Below are 18665 nucleotides of genomic sequence, written 5' to 3' on the forward strand. Positions count from 1 at the left end.
GTTACTCTGCGGCAACGGCCCGCTGTGCGGACTCCGCTGCATCTTCTCTGGTGACAAGGGCGGCGAAGATGCGCTTCACAACTTCAACATTAACGGCATTGCCAAAGGCTTTGTAAGCACCGTTCTTGGTGCTCGGCAAATGGGTGAGCTCAAGGCTTTGCAGGCGGCTGCATTCGCGCGGCGTCATATACCGCCGCTCCCAGCTTACGATGGGAACTTGGCTCGTTGTCATGGAAATTAGCGCGGGAGCTGTATCGGCCTTCTTAATCCGAATACCGCTGGCCCGAAATTGAATTATATGTTGCCAGATGTCTCGCACCCCACCTTTGATGTTCCATTCGAGCTTTTGAAAACTGGGCGGGAAGGATTTTATCTGATCAATCCAAGGATCGATGATTGATCTGTGCTCAGCGTAGAAGGCGCGGTTCTTTTCGATGAAATCGATCTTCCATGCCGGGAAGCGCTCAAGCTTGGTGCGGGCATAACCTGGAAGCGCAGCTTCAGTCTCTTCGGGCGATAGCCCCTTCAAGGACTGCCCGAATGCACCCTTATACCGGCCAAGCCGACGATATCCGCGCTCATACGGGGTGAGGCCATCAAGGGGATAATCCGCGCCAAATTCCATCGCCCAAATCGGGAATGACGGCAGTTCCATATTTTTCGGGAACGCCGCCACGAATTCCTGCCAAATTGACAGGTAATGGACATGGTTTGGGCTTAGGTGCAGAGCATCCTCGGGTTTATCGTCCAAGACGGACGAAATGGAAAGCTGCGCCGCGTCTTCTGGCACCGGCCAGGAAAAGCCGCCGAGCCCTTCGCGGTCGCCTATGATGAAGGCGCGTTCGCGCTTTTGCGGCACCCCGAACATATGCGGGGACAAGCGCGCAAAATCGACGTCATAGTCGAGCGCGCGCAGCCGGGTGCAGATATTCTGCCACGTCCTGCCCCCGTCATGGCGGACAAGGTTTGGCACATTTTCGATGATGAAGAAGCGCGGTTCCTTCACACGCAAAATGTCGATCACGTAATCGATGAGGTCGCCCCATTGGGGACATTGCAGGCCTTTCTGCTCGCCAGCCTTGGAGAACGGCTGGCAGGGAAAGCCTGCGCACAGGACATCATGATCTGGGATCGAAGGAATATCGACGCTGCGGATATCGCCGTGGGGCTTTGTGCCGTAGTTCTTCTCATACAATGAGGCCAGATCAGCGTTGATCTCCGAGGCGAAGACGCACTCAGCGCCCGACGCACTCAACGCCTGATGAAATCCGCCAAGGCCTGCAAAAAGGTCAATAAACTTTAACTGCGCCACGACGGTCAGGCTCTTTTCTATGTGCTTTGGTGGGTCGTTGGCGATGTCCTCAAACAGCCAATCGCTTAATCTCTACACGATATAGATGAGAGATATGATGTCAACGCTAGACCTACTCCACAACCATACGAAGTGCACCTCTTTCTTTGAGACAGATCAGGGGTGCCGATTGCGTCGGGCCAGGACACAAGACGAAACCTCACCCACCCAACAGTTCCTCGATGAAATCCTCCTGTCGGTCGAGCGTCGCCTCCCATTCCTTCGGCACCGCCGCTTCCCGCTCGAGCGTCTCGGGCACTGGTTGCCCGCTTCCAGCCTCCATCGCCATCACGCTCATCGCCCGCGCCTCGCGCCGTTGTGATCGATCCCGGACCGGCGCGCGTTCGGCTGGTTTCACCCGCTCGTCTGTACCGGTCTCTTCTCCACCGTCGCCGCCCGCTATTCCATTCCAAGGCCCCACACCCTGCACGCTCGGCGGATAGGGGAACGGCTTACCCTCCTGGCGGGCGAGCATGTCCTTGAAGAACGGATCGTCGTAATACTTGATCCGGCTCGCCTTGATCGGATGCTGGGGCGACGCGAGGATGATCACCTCGTCAGGATCCATCAGGCGCGCTTCGGTCTCCGAAAGTAGCGGCCGCTCTTCCAGCCGCGCTGATGTCGAAGTCGCCCCGAGGAAGCCCTTGTTGCGGCCATACATACGGGTCACCGCCTCGCGGGTCGTGCTGCCGACGGCCGCCGAGACCTCCTTCACGGTGCGCTGGTCGCGGGGCGTGATATACAGCTTCAGCCCTGCCCCGTTCTCGAGGCTCTCGCGGCCTTCGGGCCCGTAGATCCGGTCGAGCGAGGCCAGTGACTGCGCGATCATCGCGACGCGACCGCCATAGCTCGCCAGCGAATGGATCGCGCGCTCCAGATAGGGCATCGCCCCCATCTGCTGGAATTCGTCGATCATCATCATGACCGGCCAAGGCTCATCCGGACCCGGTTCATTGAGGCGGATCGACGCGATGAGATCGGCGAACATCAGGCGCAGGAGCGGCGCCAAGGTCGCGATGTGATCCTCGGAGACGGCGATGTAGAGCGACTGCGGGGTCTTCCGAAAGGTCGAGAAATCGAAGTCGCTCGCCTCGGTGGCCGAGCGGACCGCCGGGTTGTCCCATTGCTTGAGACCGGCGGTCATCAGCGCCTGGATGTTCGAGGTCAGAAGTCGCGACGAGGCCGACGCGGCGTTGGTCCACAGCTCGCGCAGGATGTCCTCTTCGGCCTCATCGGCATATGTCTTGTATTGGGCGTTCTTGTATTCGCCCCCGGCGACGATCTTGTTCACCTCGCCGAGGTTCGGCGTGCCGCGTTGGATCGCCAAAAGACAGGCCGCAACGAAGATCGACTTGCCGGCCTCGGAAAAGGTGTCGAGCGTCTTGTTGTCCTTGTCGAGGAAGAGGTCGGCCAGGATCGAGACCTCAGTGAAGCGCTGCGCGAAGGTCGGGGCCTTCGCGATCCGCGCAAGCGGGTTGTAGCGGTGCGTGGCATTGGCCCAGTCAAACGGGCTGAAGCGGTAGACCTCGTCACCGTTCAGTGCGCGAAGCCGCGCAGTCTTCTCGAAGTTCTCGCCCTTCACGTCGAGCACCACGACCGAGCCCGCGAAGCTCAGAAGGTTCGGGATCACGAAGCCGACGCCCTTACCGGCGCGGGTCGGTGCCACCATCATTACATGGGGGATGGTGGTTGAGGAGATAAACTCTGCCTTGGAACTCGGCGCGCCAAGCTTGCCGCAGACGAAGCCCTTGCCAGGCGCTAGCAGCATGTCATTTTTCTTCAGCTCCGCTTTCGTCTGCCAATGGGCCGATCCGTAGTCGTCGCGCTCTTTCTTCCAGGTCCAGGCCAGCGCGAGCGCGCCAAGGCCGATGGCCCCGAACCCGACAGCGCCAAACCCCACCTTGAAGGCTTGCGCGTGCCCCGCACGCGTAGCGGCGCTCGCCTTCCAAAGGGTCAGCATGTCGAAATTGGCGAAGCCGGTTTTCAGGGCCAAGGTCAGGTAGAAGGCAGCGACGATGGTGCCGATGACGGCGCCGCAGATCACACCGAAAAGAAGCGCGGCCCAGAGGGGGAGTGTCTTGGTCATGGTGGTCATCTCCCCTTAGAATTCCATCTCGTCATCGAGACCGCGGTCTAGCGTTTTGTTTCGGGCAAGATCACGCCCCAACTCCTGCGCCTCCTGCTGGCCGCGCAGCCGCGCCACCTCTGTCGCCTTGTCCTGCTGCAACCCGGCAGCGCGATCGGTGAAGACCTGATCGCCGGTCTCCTCAAACGTCATCTCCAGGAACTCCTGGGTGACGGTGATCTGGTCGAGCTTGCTCGGCAAGGCCGCATCCAGCACCTCGAAGTTGCCACGGCGTAGCTCGGCCAAGCCCTCCTCGCCCAATTCCTTGAAGAGCTCGGATTGCAGGGTCCGCTCGACGGTCTCTTCCTGTTCCTCGGTGAGCTTACCGTCCCGCAACATGTCGGCGAGGTCCTGAAGGTAGGGATTGGGCGTCCGGTAGTCCTCGTCGATGAGAGGAAGAGTCGCCTCTTCCTCGTCCGCGAGGGTCCGACCGATCTGGACACCCAGTTCCTTAGCCCGCTCCATCAGCGCGTCCATCACCCCGTCGACCTTCTCGAGCGCGAGATCGAGCTGATCGTCATTGGCGATCTCCACGCTGAGGCCATCCTTCGCGAGCACCGCATTCATGTCGCGCTCGACCCAGTCCTGCGCCATGCCGTAGTTCCGCGTGCCACCCGCCGCAATCCGCGCCACCAACTCTTCGCTGTCCATGCCTGCCTCCTCGGCACGCTCGAGCACGTCGCGCAACCCGTCGTCATTGCCGGACTGCAGCGCCGCAATCAGCACCTCGCTGCCCGCCCCCGGCGGATAGGGTTCCTCCAGCTGCTTGCCAAAGCGCGCGCGCAGCTCCGGGTCCGGCACCATCTGCGAAAGGTCCGCGATGATCGGCGCGGCCTTGGCTTCAAAAGCGGCCCGCTCGGTCGGGTCCAGTTCCTCGGCCTTGAGCCTGAGCGCCTCGATCGTGCGCTCGGAATAGTCGATCGCATCACCGACGGTCTTGATGTCCTTCATGCCTATCTCTCCTTCGGTGAAGTTCCACGGCGTGCCCGAACCAAGCGCCTCCGCCATGCCGCGTACGGCGCGCGCCATGTGGCGCTGGTCCATCCGGTGCAGCAGGTCGGCGAGGTTCTTGTAGTCCTTGGCGAAACCCACCACCTGCGCCTGCGCGATGGCGGCCTCTTGCACGGTCATGACGATCTCGCGCGGCAGCCTCGCCTCTTCCTTCGCGCGGTAGATCTCCTCGATCCCAGCGGGCTTCTCAAAAATGCCCCGCTCAAGCCGGGTCGTAGCGTCGAGCATGACGCCATAGCCTTCCGCGATCTCGGCCTGCTTCTCCCGCATCAGCTGCGGCGACATCACGCCCTCGGCCCAGCAGGAAAACCAGGTGCCCTTCTCGACGCCGCGATTGTTCAGGATGATATGGGCGTGCTTGTGCGCCCGGTCGTCATGAACCGCGAGGACATAGTCCCATTGGTCGCCATATTCACCGCTCTCGAAGAAATGCTCCGTCCAGTCCATGGCGATGTCGCGCACCTGATCGACCGTCACGTCGGTCGGGAAGGACAGCAACATGTGCGAGGTGAAGCCAAGCTTGGTCGAGCCGCGCCAGGTCCCGGCCCAGTCCTCGATGATGTCTTCTTTCTGCTCCTCAGAAAGCACCGCCGCGTCGGTCAGCGCGTTGGTCATCGTGGAGTAGGTGTAGACCGCCTTGTCATTGATGTAGGAGATCTGCGCCCCGAGCGAAGCACGCGTCTTGCAGCCCCCCGCCCGGATCCGTTTGAAGACCGCCGCCCGGCTTTGGCCCGAAGCAGCCTTCAGTGCGTTGCGCGCCGACATGGATCCGACGCGCGAGAAACTCCGCCCCTGCCGAAGCCCCGCCAGCCGCGCGTCGATCCGCGCCGCGGCCTGGCCCCGGATGCGCTCATCCTCCCAGAGCCGGCCCATGACGGAGGCATAGAGGGCGAGCGGATCAGCCATTCCTGACGAGCCTCAAACCACTGCCACTCACTCGCGGCCCGTCTTCCAGAACCGCGCCCTCTGCCCCCTGCCCTTCTTCCTTTTTCGGCCACTCCTGATGACGCAGTGCCTGCGCCGCATCCTTCATCAGGCCCATTTCACGGCTCATCGACTGCGCCAGATCGAGCAGTTCGATCAGCACCGCGCGGTCCGCCTCCGAGACCTCCAGCCGACAGCGATGGACCGCCTTGGCGAGCACCAATCCGGCGTCACTCACGTCCTTCGCCTGTCGCCACGCGGCACAGAACTCCGCGACCAGATCGCGCGGCACATCGAGGAAACCGCACCGTCCGCGCAGCACCGCATTGAGCGCCTGTGACCGGTTGGCATAGCCCCGCTCGCGCCACTCCGCGTCGAAGGCATCGAGCTCGGATCGGCTCGCCCGGAACGCAACTGCCTCGCTCGGATCGCGCACCGCGATCCCCTCGCCCGCCTCCTCTTTCGCGAGCCGGTTCACATGGCGCGGAGAGATGCCAAACACCGCCGCCAGGTCCTTCGCGCTCTCGCCCGCCGCAAAGCGCCGCGCCACTTCGATGCGCTCTTCAAGCTTCAGGTTTTTCGCTGGCCTCGGCACTAGGGCGTTCTCCCGCTTCCGGGAAAATGATGCATGCGCAGACGCGCGCGAGGCAGCGATTGCCCGCAATCGTGTTCGCGTGCGGCGGAGCATTCAGCTTTGCGGGAAACGCCCATGACAGACCCCTCGGACAAAATGTGCAAACATTGGCCATATCCTGCCAACGTCTTCCTTCTCTCCTTCGCTTATACTTCAATACATCACATTGCGCAATATTACGTTTTGCACGGAGTGTCTTTTTGCTGGCATTGGACACCATCAAGACCCCGCGTCGCGATGCGGCATGGAACGGGTCCCGCCCTCATCGATGCAGGGCAACCAGGTCGAAAAAGCTTCCGAAACTTGCGCTCACGCAGCGCGCAACGACGAGCAGTCCGAGCGCCCGAGCCGGTTACGGATCGGGCGCCGAGAACACGAAGATGGCCCGCGCGGGATGGCGCGGGTCACGCCCATTTAGGGCGTCACAGTGTTGGTAAAGATCAGCGTCAGACCCCTGCGGATCCAAAGACCCGCAGGAGTGTCTGGGTCAGTGACCCAGTCCCTGAGAGCGCAGGTCGTCGTAGCGGCTGCGGGCGATCAGCGCCTCGGTCTCGAGGCTGTCGAGGGTCTCGGGATGGGCGTCTTCATCGAAGGCGGCGAGGTAGGCATCGAAGGCCATGTCGGCTTGCAGTTCGGCGAGGTCGATGGATTGTTCGAGTGTCATGGTGTGATCCTTTCCGTTGATCGTCGTTGGACGGATCGTGGAAAAGACCGGGGGCATGAGAGCGGGCAGCACCCGGCACGGGGCGGAATGAAATGGAGCACGCCGGGGGCAGGTTTGTTGTGAGCGATGCCCCGCAGCGCTCAAGGCGCCAGCCGTCCAGAAACCTGTCCCCGGCGTTGCCGGCCGCTCGACCCCGGGCTAGCGATCTCTAAGGCCAACAGGTCGACGGAAAGGCGCGCGGCGGTGATCCTAACGTGAGACGTTGCCCCGGGATGCATGACGATGATTTGTGATTTCGTTGCCTACGGCGCAGGGCGAGTTTGCCGCCCCTGGGAGCCTCACAAAGACACCCCTGGCGCGGCTTGCTCGACTGACGAAAGGGGTGTGCTTGCCTCGCTCAGTGGGCTCCTAGTTCTCCCTGCGGACATTCGGTTCAGCCTCCACCGCGCGTGATCCACGCTGTCGCTGAACTGAAAGATCGAAGCCGCGTCCGCGACCTATCCGGTCTGACGACCCGCCTCTGCGTGCGCGTCCGAAATATGCCGCGTTCTTCGAACATCGGCTTTTGGGCCCGCCCATCAGGCGCACCCAAGAACGAGAGATAGCCAGACCGCCGAAGCGGTCTGGCCTTTGGCTTACGCGGCGTCTTTGGGACCCCAGGGGATGACGGCCTGCAGGGACAGATCGTCCTGGTTCGCGGCCTTGCCGAGGTTCGCGTTGAAGCCGTGGTCGCGGATGGTCAGCGTGTAGTAGTCAGCGCCGGTCTCCTTGTTCTGCTTCTTCCAGATGCCGCCGCACTCGACCAGCTTTCCGCGCGGGGAGCGGCCGAGGACGCGGTGCGTGGGGGCCATCGGGTTTGCGCTTGCGACGGGTTCGACCGTGATGTCGAGATCGAAGGTCAGGGTCGAGATGGAGCCTGTGCCCTTGGCGGTTTCGATGTCGGCGCTGGTGAATTTGATGCAGTTCGTGGTCATTGCTCTTCTCCGTGTTTGCGTTGCAATGATGGTCACCTTGCAGCTGGCCAAGGCCTAGCCACACCGAAGGCGAAGCGCAGCGGAGAGGGGCAGGCGCCGGTCTTTTTGCCTCGCGAGGAATGATCCGCAGGATCAGGGGAAAAAGATCGGCGACAACCTTTGTGGACGGGACGACAGCTGCGACCAGCATGTCATGCAACTCAGACAAAGGGAGAAGTGCGTTGGCCGCGAAGGAAACTGGGTGAACTGCAAACAGAGTAGCTGCGGGGGCGGTGTCTTCTCTGTCTTCTTGCACCGATCCGGACCCGGGCGAGTCAGAGCTTTGCCTGCCCCTGGCTCACGTGCCGCGACGGCTGGTTCTCATGGCAATGCGATGTGTGTTGTCTGGAAGAGCAGCAGGGAGACCGTCAAAGCCCCGATACCGTGCTCGGCTCACCGGGATTTCGAGCGGACGCTCTTCGGCAGCCCGATAGCTTGGATTTGCACAGCACGACCATCACCGGCCCTATGCCAGTTGCGGCCAGTGCGATCCTGTGGTCGTCGGACATCGTTTGCGACCCATGATCGCGGCGTGGAGCTGCGTGTCCGGCAAAGCGAGGACCAACACTGGCGAGATGCGAGGTACGAGATCACTGATGTAACGCGCCCGCCCCAGCGACCGTTACCGAATGGCCGAGATGAAGCGTTGCCACGACCATGCGACGGCTGGTCGGGCTGGCTCCGAGGAGACGGCACGGCCAGCGGCACGTCGCAGGGAGAGGCGGCGTTTCAGCTCGGGGAGGGCGGCTGCGTGCAGCCGACCGAGTAGGGCGCGGTCCTGACCAAAGGGCAGGAGGGGCCAAGATCATCGAGAGGGGCCCACAGGTAGTTGCTTGCCGAACGTCCACGATGTAAGCTCGAGAAGCTCACTTGGGGCTGGCGCGCTGTAAAGTACAGGTCGGCGCAGCAGGTGGAAACCAACCCAGCGAACCTGATCCGGGCCCATTGGATCCTGGTTTGCCGAGCTTCTGGATATTCATCGGTTTGCTCAATCAGCTGCGCGCTTTCCGACTCCTGCTATAGGGCCCACGGCTTGAATTGGTTTCGGAGGCACGCCAGAGGAATGAGCAAAATGAACCTGAACACTGATGTGCAGTCAGCCGAGACCTTCCCGATCAAGCTCGAAGACCTGTCAAAAGGCGTCGACCGAATTCTGGAAAGATGGACCGGTGAAAATCGCCCTACCAAGCTGACACTCTTGAACGATCTTGCCGCCGCAATCTCCCCGGGCTCAAACTGGGGCGCGCTTAAAGCGAAACAAACCAAGCGAGCCCACCCACAGACGGGGCAGAACACCAGTTTCATCCCCGCGATCAATCGAAGCGCAAAAGAATTCCCCGCGCGCTTGGCCGAAGTGAAAAACACAGGGAATGGAGTTGACCTCGCCTATCTGGTCGAAGAAGCCCGCCCGCTATTTGCGATGCGGCACGCAAGCGATCCGATCATTGGATTAGAACTCAGCGTCGTGGAAGGGAATGGGTACAGCGAGGCATCCATCGACGCAAAACTGATCTTGAATCGTGGGGACGCCATTGGCATCGCCGAAGCATATGCATCCGACCTGGAACCGATCGCCGCGCAACTCGTCTTCAACGCAATCCAAAACCTAAACTCCATCGAACTGTACTCCACCTTGGCGCAGAATGCTTGCAGTGCGCTTCGGATCGTTGTTGGCCCCTTCGATTGCGTGCTGTCTATTCCGGAGTTCTATGGGCGTACGCCCGACGAAAGCCATGCATCTCAAGGGGTGCGGGTCCTTCTTGATGAAGGCGATACGCCGTCGGTCACCGACCTAGATCTGGCGTTGCGCCTGTTATCGGCAGTGGCCCCCCATCTCGGCCAGAAACAATTCGTGGAACATGGGAGCATCCGGTTCAGGCTGTCCCAGCCACTCACGCAGGTTTGGGAACCGATTGGGTTTGCGACGCCTGACCTTCTCGATGATCGGCCCATGTTCTGGATTCCTGACGGCGAATACTGGGCGCATGAAGGCGATAGCTACCTCCTCGATCACAACATTTGGACGCACAGCACACTTGGCGAGCCGCTTGATCTGGCGTTGGCACTGATCAATATCGACGACCCGGATGTCTACGTGAGGGTCGCGCTGACCCCGATGCCAAAGAGGTCGCAGAGAGCCGGCCAACGACAAGAGAACTGGCGGGGCGGGTTTCATCGAGGCTTTCAGGTTCTCCGGATACGAGAGGGTGAACCAGCTCAAGAACTTCACCTAGACGACCAAACGAAAGAACGTTTCGAGAGGGGGTTCATCGGGTGGGCTGTTCACGAAGGGCACGAGATTGTTGAGGACAGAGCCCGAACACGAACTGAAGCGCTCATTCCACGGGACTTGAGGCGTGCCTCGCAGCACCTCCTTCAGGTGGAGGCGATTATGAACGGTGCCGACCCAACGGACAAAGAGCTATTGCGTCGTATCCGGGAAGGAAAGGGTAGCGATCAGGCTGGCTAGCGATCTGTTTTGCTTCGTCTGCAACGAACAAGCGAGGCAAAGGTTTGCCTCGCTTAACCGTCTTGCGTCCTCGCTGGCAGCTACTGAACGTCTATTCTTTCGCCAAGCGAAAAAGCGGCCAGTGCAGGATAGCGCGAGAACACGCCCTGCTCTCCCGAGGCGATCTTGAAAAGCCGAGACTGCGCATCAGCAATCGAGTTCGGGTCATCGGGGTTCAACTGACGAAAGATCGCAAGGACGGGCATGGCGACTTCAACAGTCGTGGCAAGTGTCCCACGTTCACTGAACTCGTTGTTGAAAGCCCCGTTGCCGATATCGTCGACCAAAGCAAAAGCTTCCCTACAAATTTCCGGATAGTCCATGATCAGAGGATTCCCTTGCCTTGATATTGACCGCGCCTAGAAGAGAACGGTTGCGAACCAAATATTCCTTTGGCGCGCAACGCAAGTTACCTCGCCTTTTCTATCATCGATACGGACATTTCAATGCGCCGAAGCTGTTGGCGAAGTGGGGCGCAATCGGGATAAGCATTCTTCAACATCCGTGCTATCCTACGAAGGGCTGCAACAACGTCATCAGCAGAGGTCAATGTCTGCAGAAACGCGTGATCCTCTTCGGTTCTGGTGTAGTAGACCTCGAAGAACTCAGCGTCCTCAAGTTGCCCCCGGCCAATCTCAAGGCCCAGCCAATCTTCGAGATCTGACCGAAGCGAACTCAACCGCGTATAGACTCCGCCTGGTGCATGCTGCGACGACATTACCGCCTTGATCACGCGGCCTGCCTGCACATGGCCATCAATTCCGAGTTCACCAGCTGGACGGCGGCGCGAACACCCGGGGTTGTAGTTATAGGGCACGGTGGCCTTGCTCGGAGAGGGATAGATCATCCCCTTGCACCTTGCGCGGCGTTCGTCCTGTTTCGTCTTCGCCATGGGGCTGAGAAACGTCTCCCATGAAGGTACAGATTCTCCCGTCCAGTTTTCGCTGACGACTGGCTCTGGCATGGCATTGATCTTTTCCATCAGAGCGTCAACGTCGTATCCTGAGCGTGTGTCGATACCGACATAGAGATCGCAATCGTAGGGCCGATACATCCCGGGCCAAGACGCCTTTTCAAGCCGCCAGCCGTTGCGGGTCGCCCATGCTGCGCGATTTGAATCGTCGGGCGCGTTGCCATAGGGCTCGTCAATCAGGACGAATTGACTACTGGCCGGATCTACCCAGTCAGTCGAATGGTCGATATTGGGTAGCTTGTCGGTGTCCAGAATTCTGGGGTAGTTCCTGCGGTCTCGGTTCGGTCGCAGTCCGGTATGCTCCATAAAACGAAGCGAACGCTCAGCTGTACAAAGCCGATCCCGCGCATATTCTTGCTTGTGGGCAATGTCATCACAGACAAAATGGTCATCGGCAACCATTCGAAGGTTTCCGAATCCGCGAACATATCTGAGCGTGCTTTTGGGGCAGAGTTCGAGGATCGGCTTGGAAAGCTCAATCCGCAGTGTTTCCCGCCCGCAGCGATGTCCGCGCTCCTTGTCGCTCCAATAGATCGTCAGCAACACATAGGGCTTGGAGTTCGTGAAACCATTGGTCGGCAAAGTGCGATGTGCATGACGAAAGTTGACACAATCGGCAGATTTGGCAGCAAGATCAAGCGCGTCAGAATGCTTGATTCCGTTTGTCTTCTTCAGCTGCTTGGCAAGGCGTTTCACCCCAACTAGGGTGGTAGGTCGTGGACCATCGATCAACATAGCTATCTCCCGGCTTGACACCGAACGTCACTCGCCTACCGCCCTACAAGCCAGAGTGTTAGCTGATGGGGATCGCTAGAAAGATCTTCGGGCAGTGCTGCCTGCAGCTTCGGAACGGCGAGTGCCATGCTCCTGCCAAGAGCATCTACAAGATAGGATGGATCGCACCATCATGCAACGGGCACCTGACCGCGTCGCCGTCTGCGGAAACACGGTCGGCACCGGGATCACAGTTCACAGCGACGATACTAACATCGGTCTTGAAAACTAACACTATCAATGTTAGCTTCCAAACTCATGTTAGAAGTGGATCAGAAATCCTCCCAGGACCTCATCAAGGATGCGCAGTCCCACCTGCGTACAACGCTTCATGTGCCAGCCAGCCTGAAGGCCTGGGGGAGCAAGAAAGGGTTGCCGCTCTTTCTTGCCAATGGATTCGAGTACCGACAAACGGAGCTCTTCGGGCATACGATCTTGCTCGTCGTCCCGAAGTCTGAGGACGCCAAGAATCCTACAGGGCTTTCCAAACAGCTTGGAGCTATCCAACGCCACTTTGAGGGGATCCTCGTATTGGTCCTGGACCACCTTTCCGCCTATCAACGCAGCCGGCTCATAGAGGAGTCCGCAGCCTTCATTGTGCCAGGAAACCAGCTCTTCATTCCTCAACTTGCGATGGACCTCAGAGAACATTTTCGGCGAAGACGGGATTTCTCGGAAGATCAACTGTCGCCGGCATCGCAGGCACTCTTCTTGCGACACCTGAACCTCAGGGACGTGGAAAACGCGCGACCGAGCGATCTCGCGGAAATCTTGCGATACTCGGCTATGTCAATCGGCCGCGCCTTCGAAGAGCTGGAGGCCAGCGAGCTTGCGCATGTGGAAGCGCGAGGGCGCAGCAAGCATATCCAGTTCTCCGAAGCTCCTCGAGAATTGTTCGAAGCCGCGGCTTCAAGACTGCGCTCGCCGGTCAAAGCCGAACATTGGTTTCGGGCACCCTCTCTGCCGAAGGGCTTCTACGGCAGTCCATTGCCAGAGTATCTGCCTATCGGTGGCGAAAGTGCGCTTTCGGAACGCTCGACGATGTCCAGGCCCCGCATCCTGCGTTTTGCTGCCGGGCCAAAGGACTGGAAGCGGATTCAAAGTGGCGAGTTCGGGAAAGAGGTCGAACAGGAGGAGGAGCCGAACTTCGCGATCGACGTTTGGTGGTACGACCCCGATATCGTGTCGGGTACGCATGAGGTGGACGCGTTGTCGCTCTACCTGCAGTTCCGCGACAACCCCGACGAGCGGCTGGAAGCCGCCGCGGAACAATTGTTGGAAGAGTTCGCATGGTAGTCGGCCTGGACAAGTTTCGAGAGCATTTCGCGAACCATGCCGACCATTATGCGGTTATCGGCGGCACCGCATGTTCGATGATTTTCGAGGAGGTCGGCATCGATTTCCGCCAAACCAACGACATCGACATGGTGCTCTGCGTCGAGGTCGTGGATCCGTCTTTCGCGCAGTCCCTGAAGGCCTTCCTGGATGGTGGTGGTTATCAGGCGCGCGAACGCAGCAACGGCCGTCGGGAGTTTTACAGGTTCCACAATCCGACCGACCCATCGTATCCGGCGATGCTCGAGCTCTTTGCGCGCAAACCAGAAGCGCTGGAAATCCCGGAGGATGCGGGGCTGACGGTGGTTGAGGTTTCGGACGAAACCCTGAGCCTTTCCGCGATCCTGTTGGACACGGACTACTACGAGGCACTCCTCGAGAGCCGTCGCGTCATTGACGAAATTCTTGTACTCGATGAGCGCCTGCTCATCCCGTTCAAGGCCAGAGCATTCGTCGACCTGTCTCAGCGAAAGGATGATGGGGACGCGAATGCCAAGGGAAGCGATATCCGGAAGCACCGGAACGATGTGTTTAGGTTGCTTCAACTTCTCCCGACCGATCAGCCCATCGAGGTCACCGAGCCACTGAAAGCTGACCTCAGGGCCTACGTGGTGCGGGTGAACGGGCTGGCAAACTTCGACCCGAACGCCTTCGGTGTCCCCATCGATCGAGAAACTGGCCTCGACCTAATCACCCGTCTCTACCAGCTCTAGCGCCCCCTATCCGGGGTGTCTCCGAACCGACCCGAGAACGATGATCATACGAAACTTAACGCATACGGCGCAGGCTGCGGCGCAATGCGCGGTTGCCTTCGTCTGGGTCATGCTCTCCAGGGTGTTTTCCCCCGCCCTTCCAGTCGTCCGACACGAGCCATTCCTCGAAATAGATCAGCCAGAGGTGGGTCCAGGGGATGATGGTGAGGTCCAAACGTTTGCTGGCATCCCATTGTCCGGTCCCGGGCAGATAGAGACAGAGCCGATCCGGGTCATGGTAGATATGCGGCAGGTCGCGTCCGCCGGCGAGCAGCCTCAAGTCAGGAGCTACGACCCGAACATCCGGCGTCCCGTCCCTCTCCAGGACAAGCGTGACCTGATATAACCGGGAAAGCGGCGTCGGTTTCGCCCGAAATCGCCACTCCAAACGGCCGGGCCCGAGCACACCTTCGCCGGAGATCGTCTTCGTCCTCTGAAGGAACAGGTACTGCTGGGGCAGTGACAGTTGGTTTCTCGTGGTCGATCCCGCCATCGCGCCTAGTCCCCGAAAAACTCGTTCTTGGGAACGGGCGTCGAAGCGGCCGATTTTTGGGTGGTCAGGCCAACACCCGCACCAAGCACGAGTGCCCCCGTCTTCCGCCCCTCGTTCAGCGCATCCATCCGCCGGTTCATGGTCCGGGCAACAAGTTTGTCGCCCAGGCTGTCCTTCATGGAGCCGACAATCGCGTCGAGGCCAACGAGGTCACGCAGGGATTCAAAATCCGCAAGCGCCTTGCCGTGCCATTTGTAGAAGGCCTCGACCCGCGCGGGTTCTTCATTCCAACGTTCGGCAAAATTTTCGCCGTTGGTGGTCTCGTTCCAGACCGCGTAGATTTGGCGGCCATTGACCAGCGGGCGTTCGATGAAGTCCGGCATCAGACGTATCGTGTCGATCAGCACTTGGAGCTCGTCTGCGAAAACGTGGCGCCTCACACACATCTCATAGGATCGCATGGCCAGGGTCGTGATGATGATCGAGATCGGCGCGATGTCCTCCTGAACATGCAGGAACTCCAGATCCCGGTGACGCTTCAGGAGCTGCACGGTCCGCCGCAGAATGCCCTTGACGGACTGACGGACTGGGAAGGGCTCGGTCGTGGCCGCATCGCGCTGCGCCGCGATGATCGACCGTGTCATCCTCGGGACCAGGGCCGCCCGTTCGTCGAAGAGGGCGCGATAGGCCCGGGGATTCGTCGCGTGCCAATCCCGCAGCTTGCGATCGGGCACCAGCTCACCGCCGTTCATGCAGTTCGGATTGGCAATGGTCGGGGAGATGTCGAGGTGGAAGTCACCGGCGTAGTTCAGGCGCCAGCAGCGCTTCTTTTCTTCCAGGATAGAGGCATAGTAGGCGTGCTCGCGCAGGCGCTTGCCGATCGCGGCCTTCAGGCGTGCCGGTGCGATTTCCGGGCCAAGGCCGAGAATGAAGCTGATCAGGTCGACATCGAACTCGTCGCGCCCGATCGGTTTGATCGAGGTGCCGAGTGCGCCAGAGCCGTGTAGGTAGACATGGAGGGAAGCAAGCATCGGGTCGCTCGATCCGGACAACCAGTCCGCGACCGCCTCGTAGCTGGTTCGGGCTTTCTCAAACTGGGTCTGCGTCCATTCCAGCTCCTGGCAGATTTCTTCAAGGATCGTGAAGACCTGTGCCCGCCGCTGAATGGCGGTATCGGTGAGAGGGTGCGAGAAGATCTGGTTCATGCCGCGTTCCGTTCGAGTTGATGCACGGGCACGAACGGCTCGGCAGGTTGCTGGAAGAAGATGGGGTTCAGTGTGGGACTCGCGTGCCGGGCGCTCGAAGCGCCAAGCCCCTTGAGCCTCTGGATCTTGGTGATGTCGTCGAGGGAAAAGAAACCCTGAGGCACGCTCGGCGAATACCGGTGAACAGCCGTCCGGTCGTGCGGATCGCCTGTCAGATGACGGGCAATGCCGAGCGCTCCGCGGGATTGACCGTCCATGAGAAGGCTGAGGGCCTTCAACCCGAGTCCGGCTTTGCCGGGAGACTCGGGAAGCATGTAGACCTCGTCGACACAGCCGAGGCTCAGGATGTGCAGGTCCTGCGGAGACCAGCCGAGCATCGAGATCGCTTCGACGGTCGCGACCCCCACCGGATTGTTGCACCAGGTGCCGCCATCGAGAAGCCCGACATCATCCACCGTCTTGTGGCGCGCGAAATAGGTCGGAGCGGCTGACGTCGCCATCGCGGCGTCGAGGGCCGGCTTCCGGTAATCCTTGGTGAGCCGCGGATGATGTGACGTCTTGTAGATGTAGACGCTGCGCTGATCGGCATCCCAGGCCGGGATGAGCAACCGGGTCTCCGCTTCGCCGATGAGCTTGTCACCGAGGACAGCGCGGAGCTCGTCCCGAAGCGTAGACGCTTCGTGCTTGGGCTTGACCAGGTGACGCAGGGCGGCACGCGCGTCCCGGGCCTTTTGTCCGAGCCAGCTCTTGTCCCCCGCTTGCCCGAAGATCGTCGGCCCGCGATTTTCGTAGAGTTCGAGGAGGGTTTTGGCCGGGATGCCTAGGGCGAGGCCGATCGCGAGAATGCCCCCGGTTGACGTTCCCGCAATCAAGTCGAAGTAGCGGCCAATCGGTTCATCAAGGTCTTCTTCCAAACCCGCCAAAAAGGCCGCGGGTTGGGTGCCTTTGATGCCACCGCCATCGATGCACAGGATACGTCTCATGATTTACTTAGCCTTCCGGGGGGTAGGGATCTTTGCCGTAGGTGTTGCGCTCGCGGATGCGACCGTTGGTTCCGTGGATGAGCATTTCCGAGCCCTGATTGCGGGCGATGTCCCGCGCCTGGGTGATTGCGGCTTGCTGCGTCGAGTGGATGGCTGTTGCCTTTGCATTGCCTGCGCCTTTCACGGCCCAACCGTCCTTGTGGGGAACAACATGCTGATTTTTCTTGGTCATTTTAATCTCCAAGCGCCTTTTTTCCTTGACGATTCGTCAATCATGTGTTGATATATAGAGCAAGAAATGTCGTTTATCAACTGACGTTTTCACGGGAGCAGACCATGTTTGGACAACGGTTGCGACTGGCCCGCAAGAAGGCGGGCTTGTCGATGCAGGGGCTTGCCGACCGCACCTCGCCAAGGATCACCGCACAGGCCATTAGCAAATACGAGGCGGACAAGATGAACCCGTCCTCCTCGGTCCTCGTCGGACTGAGCAAGGCGCTTGGCGTGTCACTCGATTTCCTGATGGGAGGTCAGGTCGAAGAGCTTGTCGGCGTCGAATTCCGCAAGCATTCCAGCACCTCTGCGAGGGACCGCGCCCATGCGGAAGCCATCGTCATAGAGAGGCTGGAAGACTACCTGGCGATCGAGGACATCCTGGAGATCGCGCCGCCGGAAGACCCGTTCGGCGATCTGGTTAGGGATGTCGTCGAGAGCTACGAAGAGCTGGACCTGTTGGCACGAGAGCTGCGAAGGCATTGGAAGCTCGGAAACGATCCAGTTCCCAGCATGTCGCGGCTGCTCGAGGACAAGGGCATCAAGGTCATCGAAGCCGATTTCGCCGAGCGCTTCGATGGGTTGGCCTGCGAGGTGCGGCGCAGCGAGGGCCGAAGTTCCACCGATGTCGTGGTGGTTTCAAGCCGCACCAATGTCGAGCGCAGGCGGTTCAATCTGGCCCATGAACTGGCGCACCGTGTCATTCGGGCGACCGGAAACTCGGCGATCAAGCTCGAGAAGGCGATGAACCGTTTCGCCGGTGCGTTCCTGATACCCACCGATCACCTGATCGAGGAGGCCGGTCCCTCGCGCAGCGGCATGACCTATATGGAGATCATGCGACTGAAGCGGCTCTATGGCGTGTCGGCAGCCGCGATGCTGATGCGTCTCGGACAGGTTGGCATCCTGCCCCAGTCGATGATCGACTACGCGTTTCGGACCTATGCACGGCGCTGGCGCACCAGCGAGCCGGACGAGATACGGGATGATGAGGGGTTCGGTGCTTTCGAGCATCCGCAGCGGTTTGAGCGCCTGGTCTGGCGAGCCCTCGGTGAGGAATTGATCTCGCCGGTACGCGCCGCTCAGATGCTGCACCTATCGCTGTCCACCGTTGAAGAGAATATCAGGGGATAGTTCGTCTCGTGGCCCGCGTGATCGTCAACGATGCCAGCTGCTTGATCGATCTTCGGAAGGGTCGGTTGTTGCACGTCCTGTGCGCCCTACCCTACGAATTCATCGTGCCACTACCCGTGCGGGCCAGCGAGATCCTGGATTTCACACCTCAGGAATGGGCGCTCCTCGACGGAAGCGGCATGGCGACGTATGACCTGCCGCCTGCCCAAGTTGGCCAGGCATTCGACATCAAGAAACGGCACGGGCGTCTGTCGGCGAACGATTGCTTCTGCCTCGTGACGGCACAGGTGCACGCGGAAGCTATTCTGCTCACCGGAGACCGTTTGCTGCGGCGCGTGGCCGTGGACAACGGGATCGCCGCGCATGGCGTTCTATGGGTGGTCGACCAACTATTGAGTGAGAGCCTTTGCGATCCCAAGCTGCTTGAAACGGCATTGACGCTTTGGCGGGATGACAAGGCGGTCTTCCTGCCTAATCAACTCATCGACAACCTGCTACGTCGGGTGCGGTAG

At 60.1% G+C, this 18665-nt stretch carries 17 protein-coding genes; 5 read left to right on the top strand and 12 right to left on the bottom strand.

Translation table 11 applies throughout. The annotated features are described in order from the left end of the window. Nucleotide 1: 1 nt before the first annotated feature. The 6 genes from dcm to ACSR1C_RS16825 form a co-directional block, all read right to left on the bottom strand. Nucleotides 2–1312: a DNA (cytosine-5-)-methyltransferase gene (dcm, locus tag ACSR1C_RS16800; RefSeq protein WP_274861472.1), complete on the bottom strand. Its 1311-nt coding sequence runs from the start codon at nucleotides 1310–1312 to the stop codon at nucleotides 2–4. A gap of 199 nt (nucleotides 1313–1511) precedes the next feature. Beyond that, nucleotides 1512–3437 (bottom strand): type IV secretory system conjugative DNA transfer family protein, encoded by a 1926-nt coding sequence (locus ACSR1C_RS16805; protein ID WP_287014521.1) that lies wholly within the window; start codon nucleotides 3435–3437, stop codon nucleotides 1512–1514. A gap of 15 nt (nucleotides 3438–3452) precedes the next feature. Next, on the bottom strand, nucleotides 3453–5393 hold the full coding sequence (locus ACSR1C_RS16810; RefSeq protein WP_287014522.1) for a relaxase/mobilization nuclease domain-containing protein: 1941 nt from the start codon (nucleotides 5391–5393) through the stop codon (nucleotides 3453–3455). Beyond that, entirely contained in the window at nucleotides 5386–6006 is a 621-nt protein-coding gene (locus tag ACSR1C_RS16815) for a helix-turn-helix domain-containing protein (RefSeq protein ID WP_353681620.1), read from the bottom strand. The genes ACSR1C_RS16810 and ACSR1C_RS16815 overlap by 8 nt, the downstream gene beginning before the upstream one ends. A gap of 526 nt (nucleotides 6007–6532) precedes the next feature. Further along, entirely contained in the window at nucleotides 6533–6709 is a 177-nt protein-coding gene (locus ACSR1C_RS16820) for a hypothetical protein (protein WP_165198475.1), read from the bottom strand. 635 nt (nucleotides 6710–7344) lie between these two features. Next, nucleotides 7345–7683: a DUF736 domain-containing protein gene (locus tag ACSR1C_RS16825; RefSeq protein WP_027238662.1), complete on the bottom strand. Its 339-nt coding sequence runs from the start codon at nucleotides 7681–7683 to the stop codon at nucleotides 7345–7347. A 1111-nt stretch (nucleotides 7684–8794) separates the two neighbouring features. Between ACSR1C_RS16825 and ACSR1C_RS16830 the strand changes: the two genes are divergently transcribed. Next, nucleotides 8795–10192 (top strand): hypothetical protein, encoded by a 1398-nt coding sequence (locus ACSR1C_RS16830; protein ID WP_287014512.1) that lies wholly within the window; start codon nucleotides 8795–8797, stop codon nucleotides 10190–10192. Between the two features lie 80 nt (nucleotides 10193–10272). On the opposite strand, the gene ACSR1C_RS16835 is transcribed toward ACSR1C_RS16830, so the two are convergent. Both ACSR1C_RS16835 and ACSR1C_RS16840 read right to left on the bottom strand, forming a co-directional pair. Then, entirely contained in the window at nucleotides 10273–10554 is a 282-nt protein-coding gene (locus ACSR1C_RS16835) for a hypothetical protein (protein WP_287014511.1), read from the bottom strand. A gap of 86 nt (nucleotides 10555–10640) precedes the next feature. After that, nucleotides 10641–11939 (bottom strand): DUF5623 domain-containing protein, encoded by a 1299-nt coding sequence (locus ACSR1C_RS16840; protein ID WP_287014510.1) that lies wholly within the window; start codon nucleotides 11937–11939, stop codon nucleotides 10641–10643. 279 nt (nucleotides 11940–12218) lie between these two features. On the opposite strand from ACSR1C_RS16840, the gene ACSR1C_RS16845 reads away from it, so the two are divergent. Beyond that, entirely contained in the window at nucleotides 12219–13274 is a 1056-nt protein-coding gene (locus ACSR1C_RS16845; RefSeq protein WP_287014509.1) for a hypothetical protein, read from the top strand. Continuing rightward, a complete protein-coding gene (locus ACSR1C_RS16850) occupies nucleotides 13268–14026 on the top strand; it encodes a hypothetical protein (RefSeq protein WP_287014508.1) in 759 nt (252 codons plus the stop codon). Before ACSR1C_RS16845 ends, ACSR1C_RS16850 begins: the two co-directional genes overlap by 7 nt. A 55-nt stretch (nucleotides 14027–14081) precedes the next feature. Here ACSR1C_RS16850 and ACSR1C_RS16855 read toward each other — a convergent pair whose 3' ends face one another. From ACSR1C_RS16855 to ACSR1C_RS16870, 4 genes are read right to left on the bottom strand one after another with little or no spacing between them, the layout of a single operon-like run. Next, complete coding sequence (locus ACSR1C_RS16855) at nucleotides 14082–14558, bottom strand: hypothetical protein (RefSeq protein WP_287014507.1); 477 nt, start codon at nucleotides 14556–14558, stop codon at nucleotides 14082–14084. A 5-nt stretch (nucleotides 14559–14563) separates the two neighbouring features. After that, nucleotides 14564–15763 (bottom strand): nucleotidyltransferase domain-containing protein, encoded by a 1200-nt coding sequence (locus ACSR1C_RS16860; RefSeq protein WP_287014506.1) that lies wholly within the window; start codon nucleotides 15761–15763, stop codon nucleotides 14564–14566. Further along, nucleotides 15760–16746, bottom strand: coding sequence for a CBASS cGAMP-activated phospholipase (locus ACSR1C_RS16865; RefSeq protein ID WP_460260428.1), 987 nt, complete (start codon nucleotides 16744–16746; stop codon nucleotides 15760–15762). Before ACSR1C_RS16865 ends, ACSR1C_RS16860 begins: the two co-directional genes overlap by 4 nt. 7 nt (nucleotides 16747–16753) lie before the next feature. Continuing rightward, nucleotides 16754–16978 (bottom strand): DUF2188 domain-containing protein, encoded by a 225-nt coding sequence (locus ACSR1C_RS16870; RefSeq protein WP_274838380.1) that lies wholly within the window; start codon nucleotides 16976–16978, stop codon nucleotides 16754–16756. Between the two features lie 104 nt (nucleotides 16979–17082). Between ACSR1C_RS16870 and ACSR1C_RS16875 the strand changes: the two genes are divergently transcribed. Both ACSR1C_RS16875 and ACSR1C_RS16880 read left to right on the top strand, forming a co-directional pair. Next, entirely contained in the window at nucleotides 17083–18153 is a 1071-nt protein-coding gene (locus tag ACSR1C_RS16875) for a helix-turn-helix domain-containing protein (RefSeq protein WP_287014504.1), read from the top strand. An 8-nt stretch (nucleotides 18154–18161) separates the two neighbouring features. After that, nucleotides 18162–18665, top strand: a complete 504-nt coding sequence (locus ACSR1C_RS16880; RefSeq protein ID WP_287014503.1) for a PIN domain-containing protein — start codon at nucleotides 18162–18164, stop codon at nucleotides 18663–18665.

The organism is Actibacterium sp. D185-2 (genome assembly GCF_054954595.1).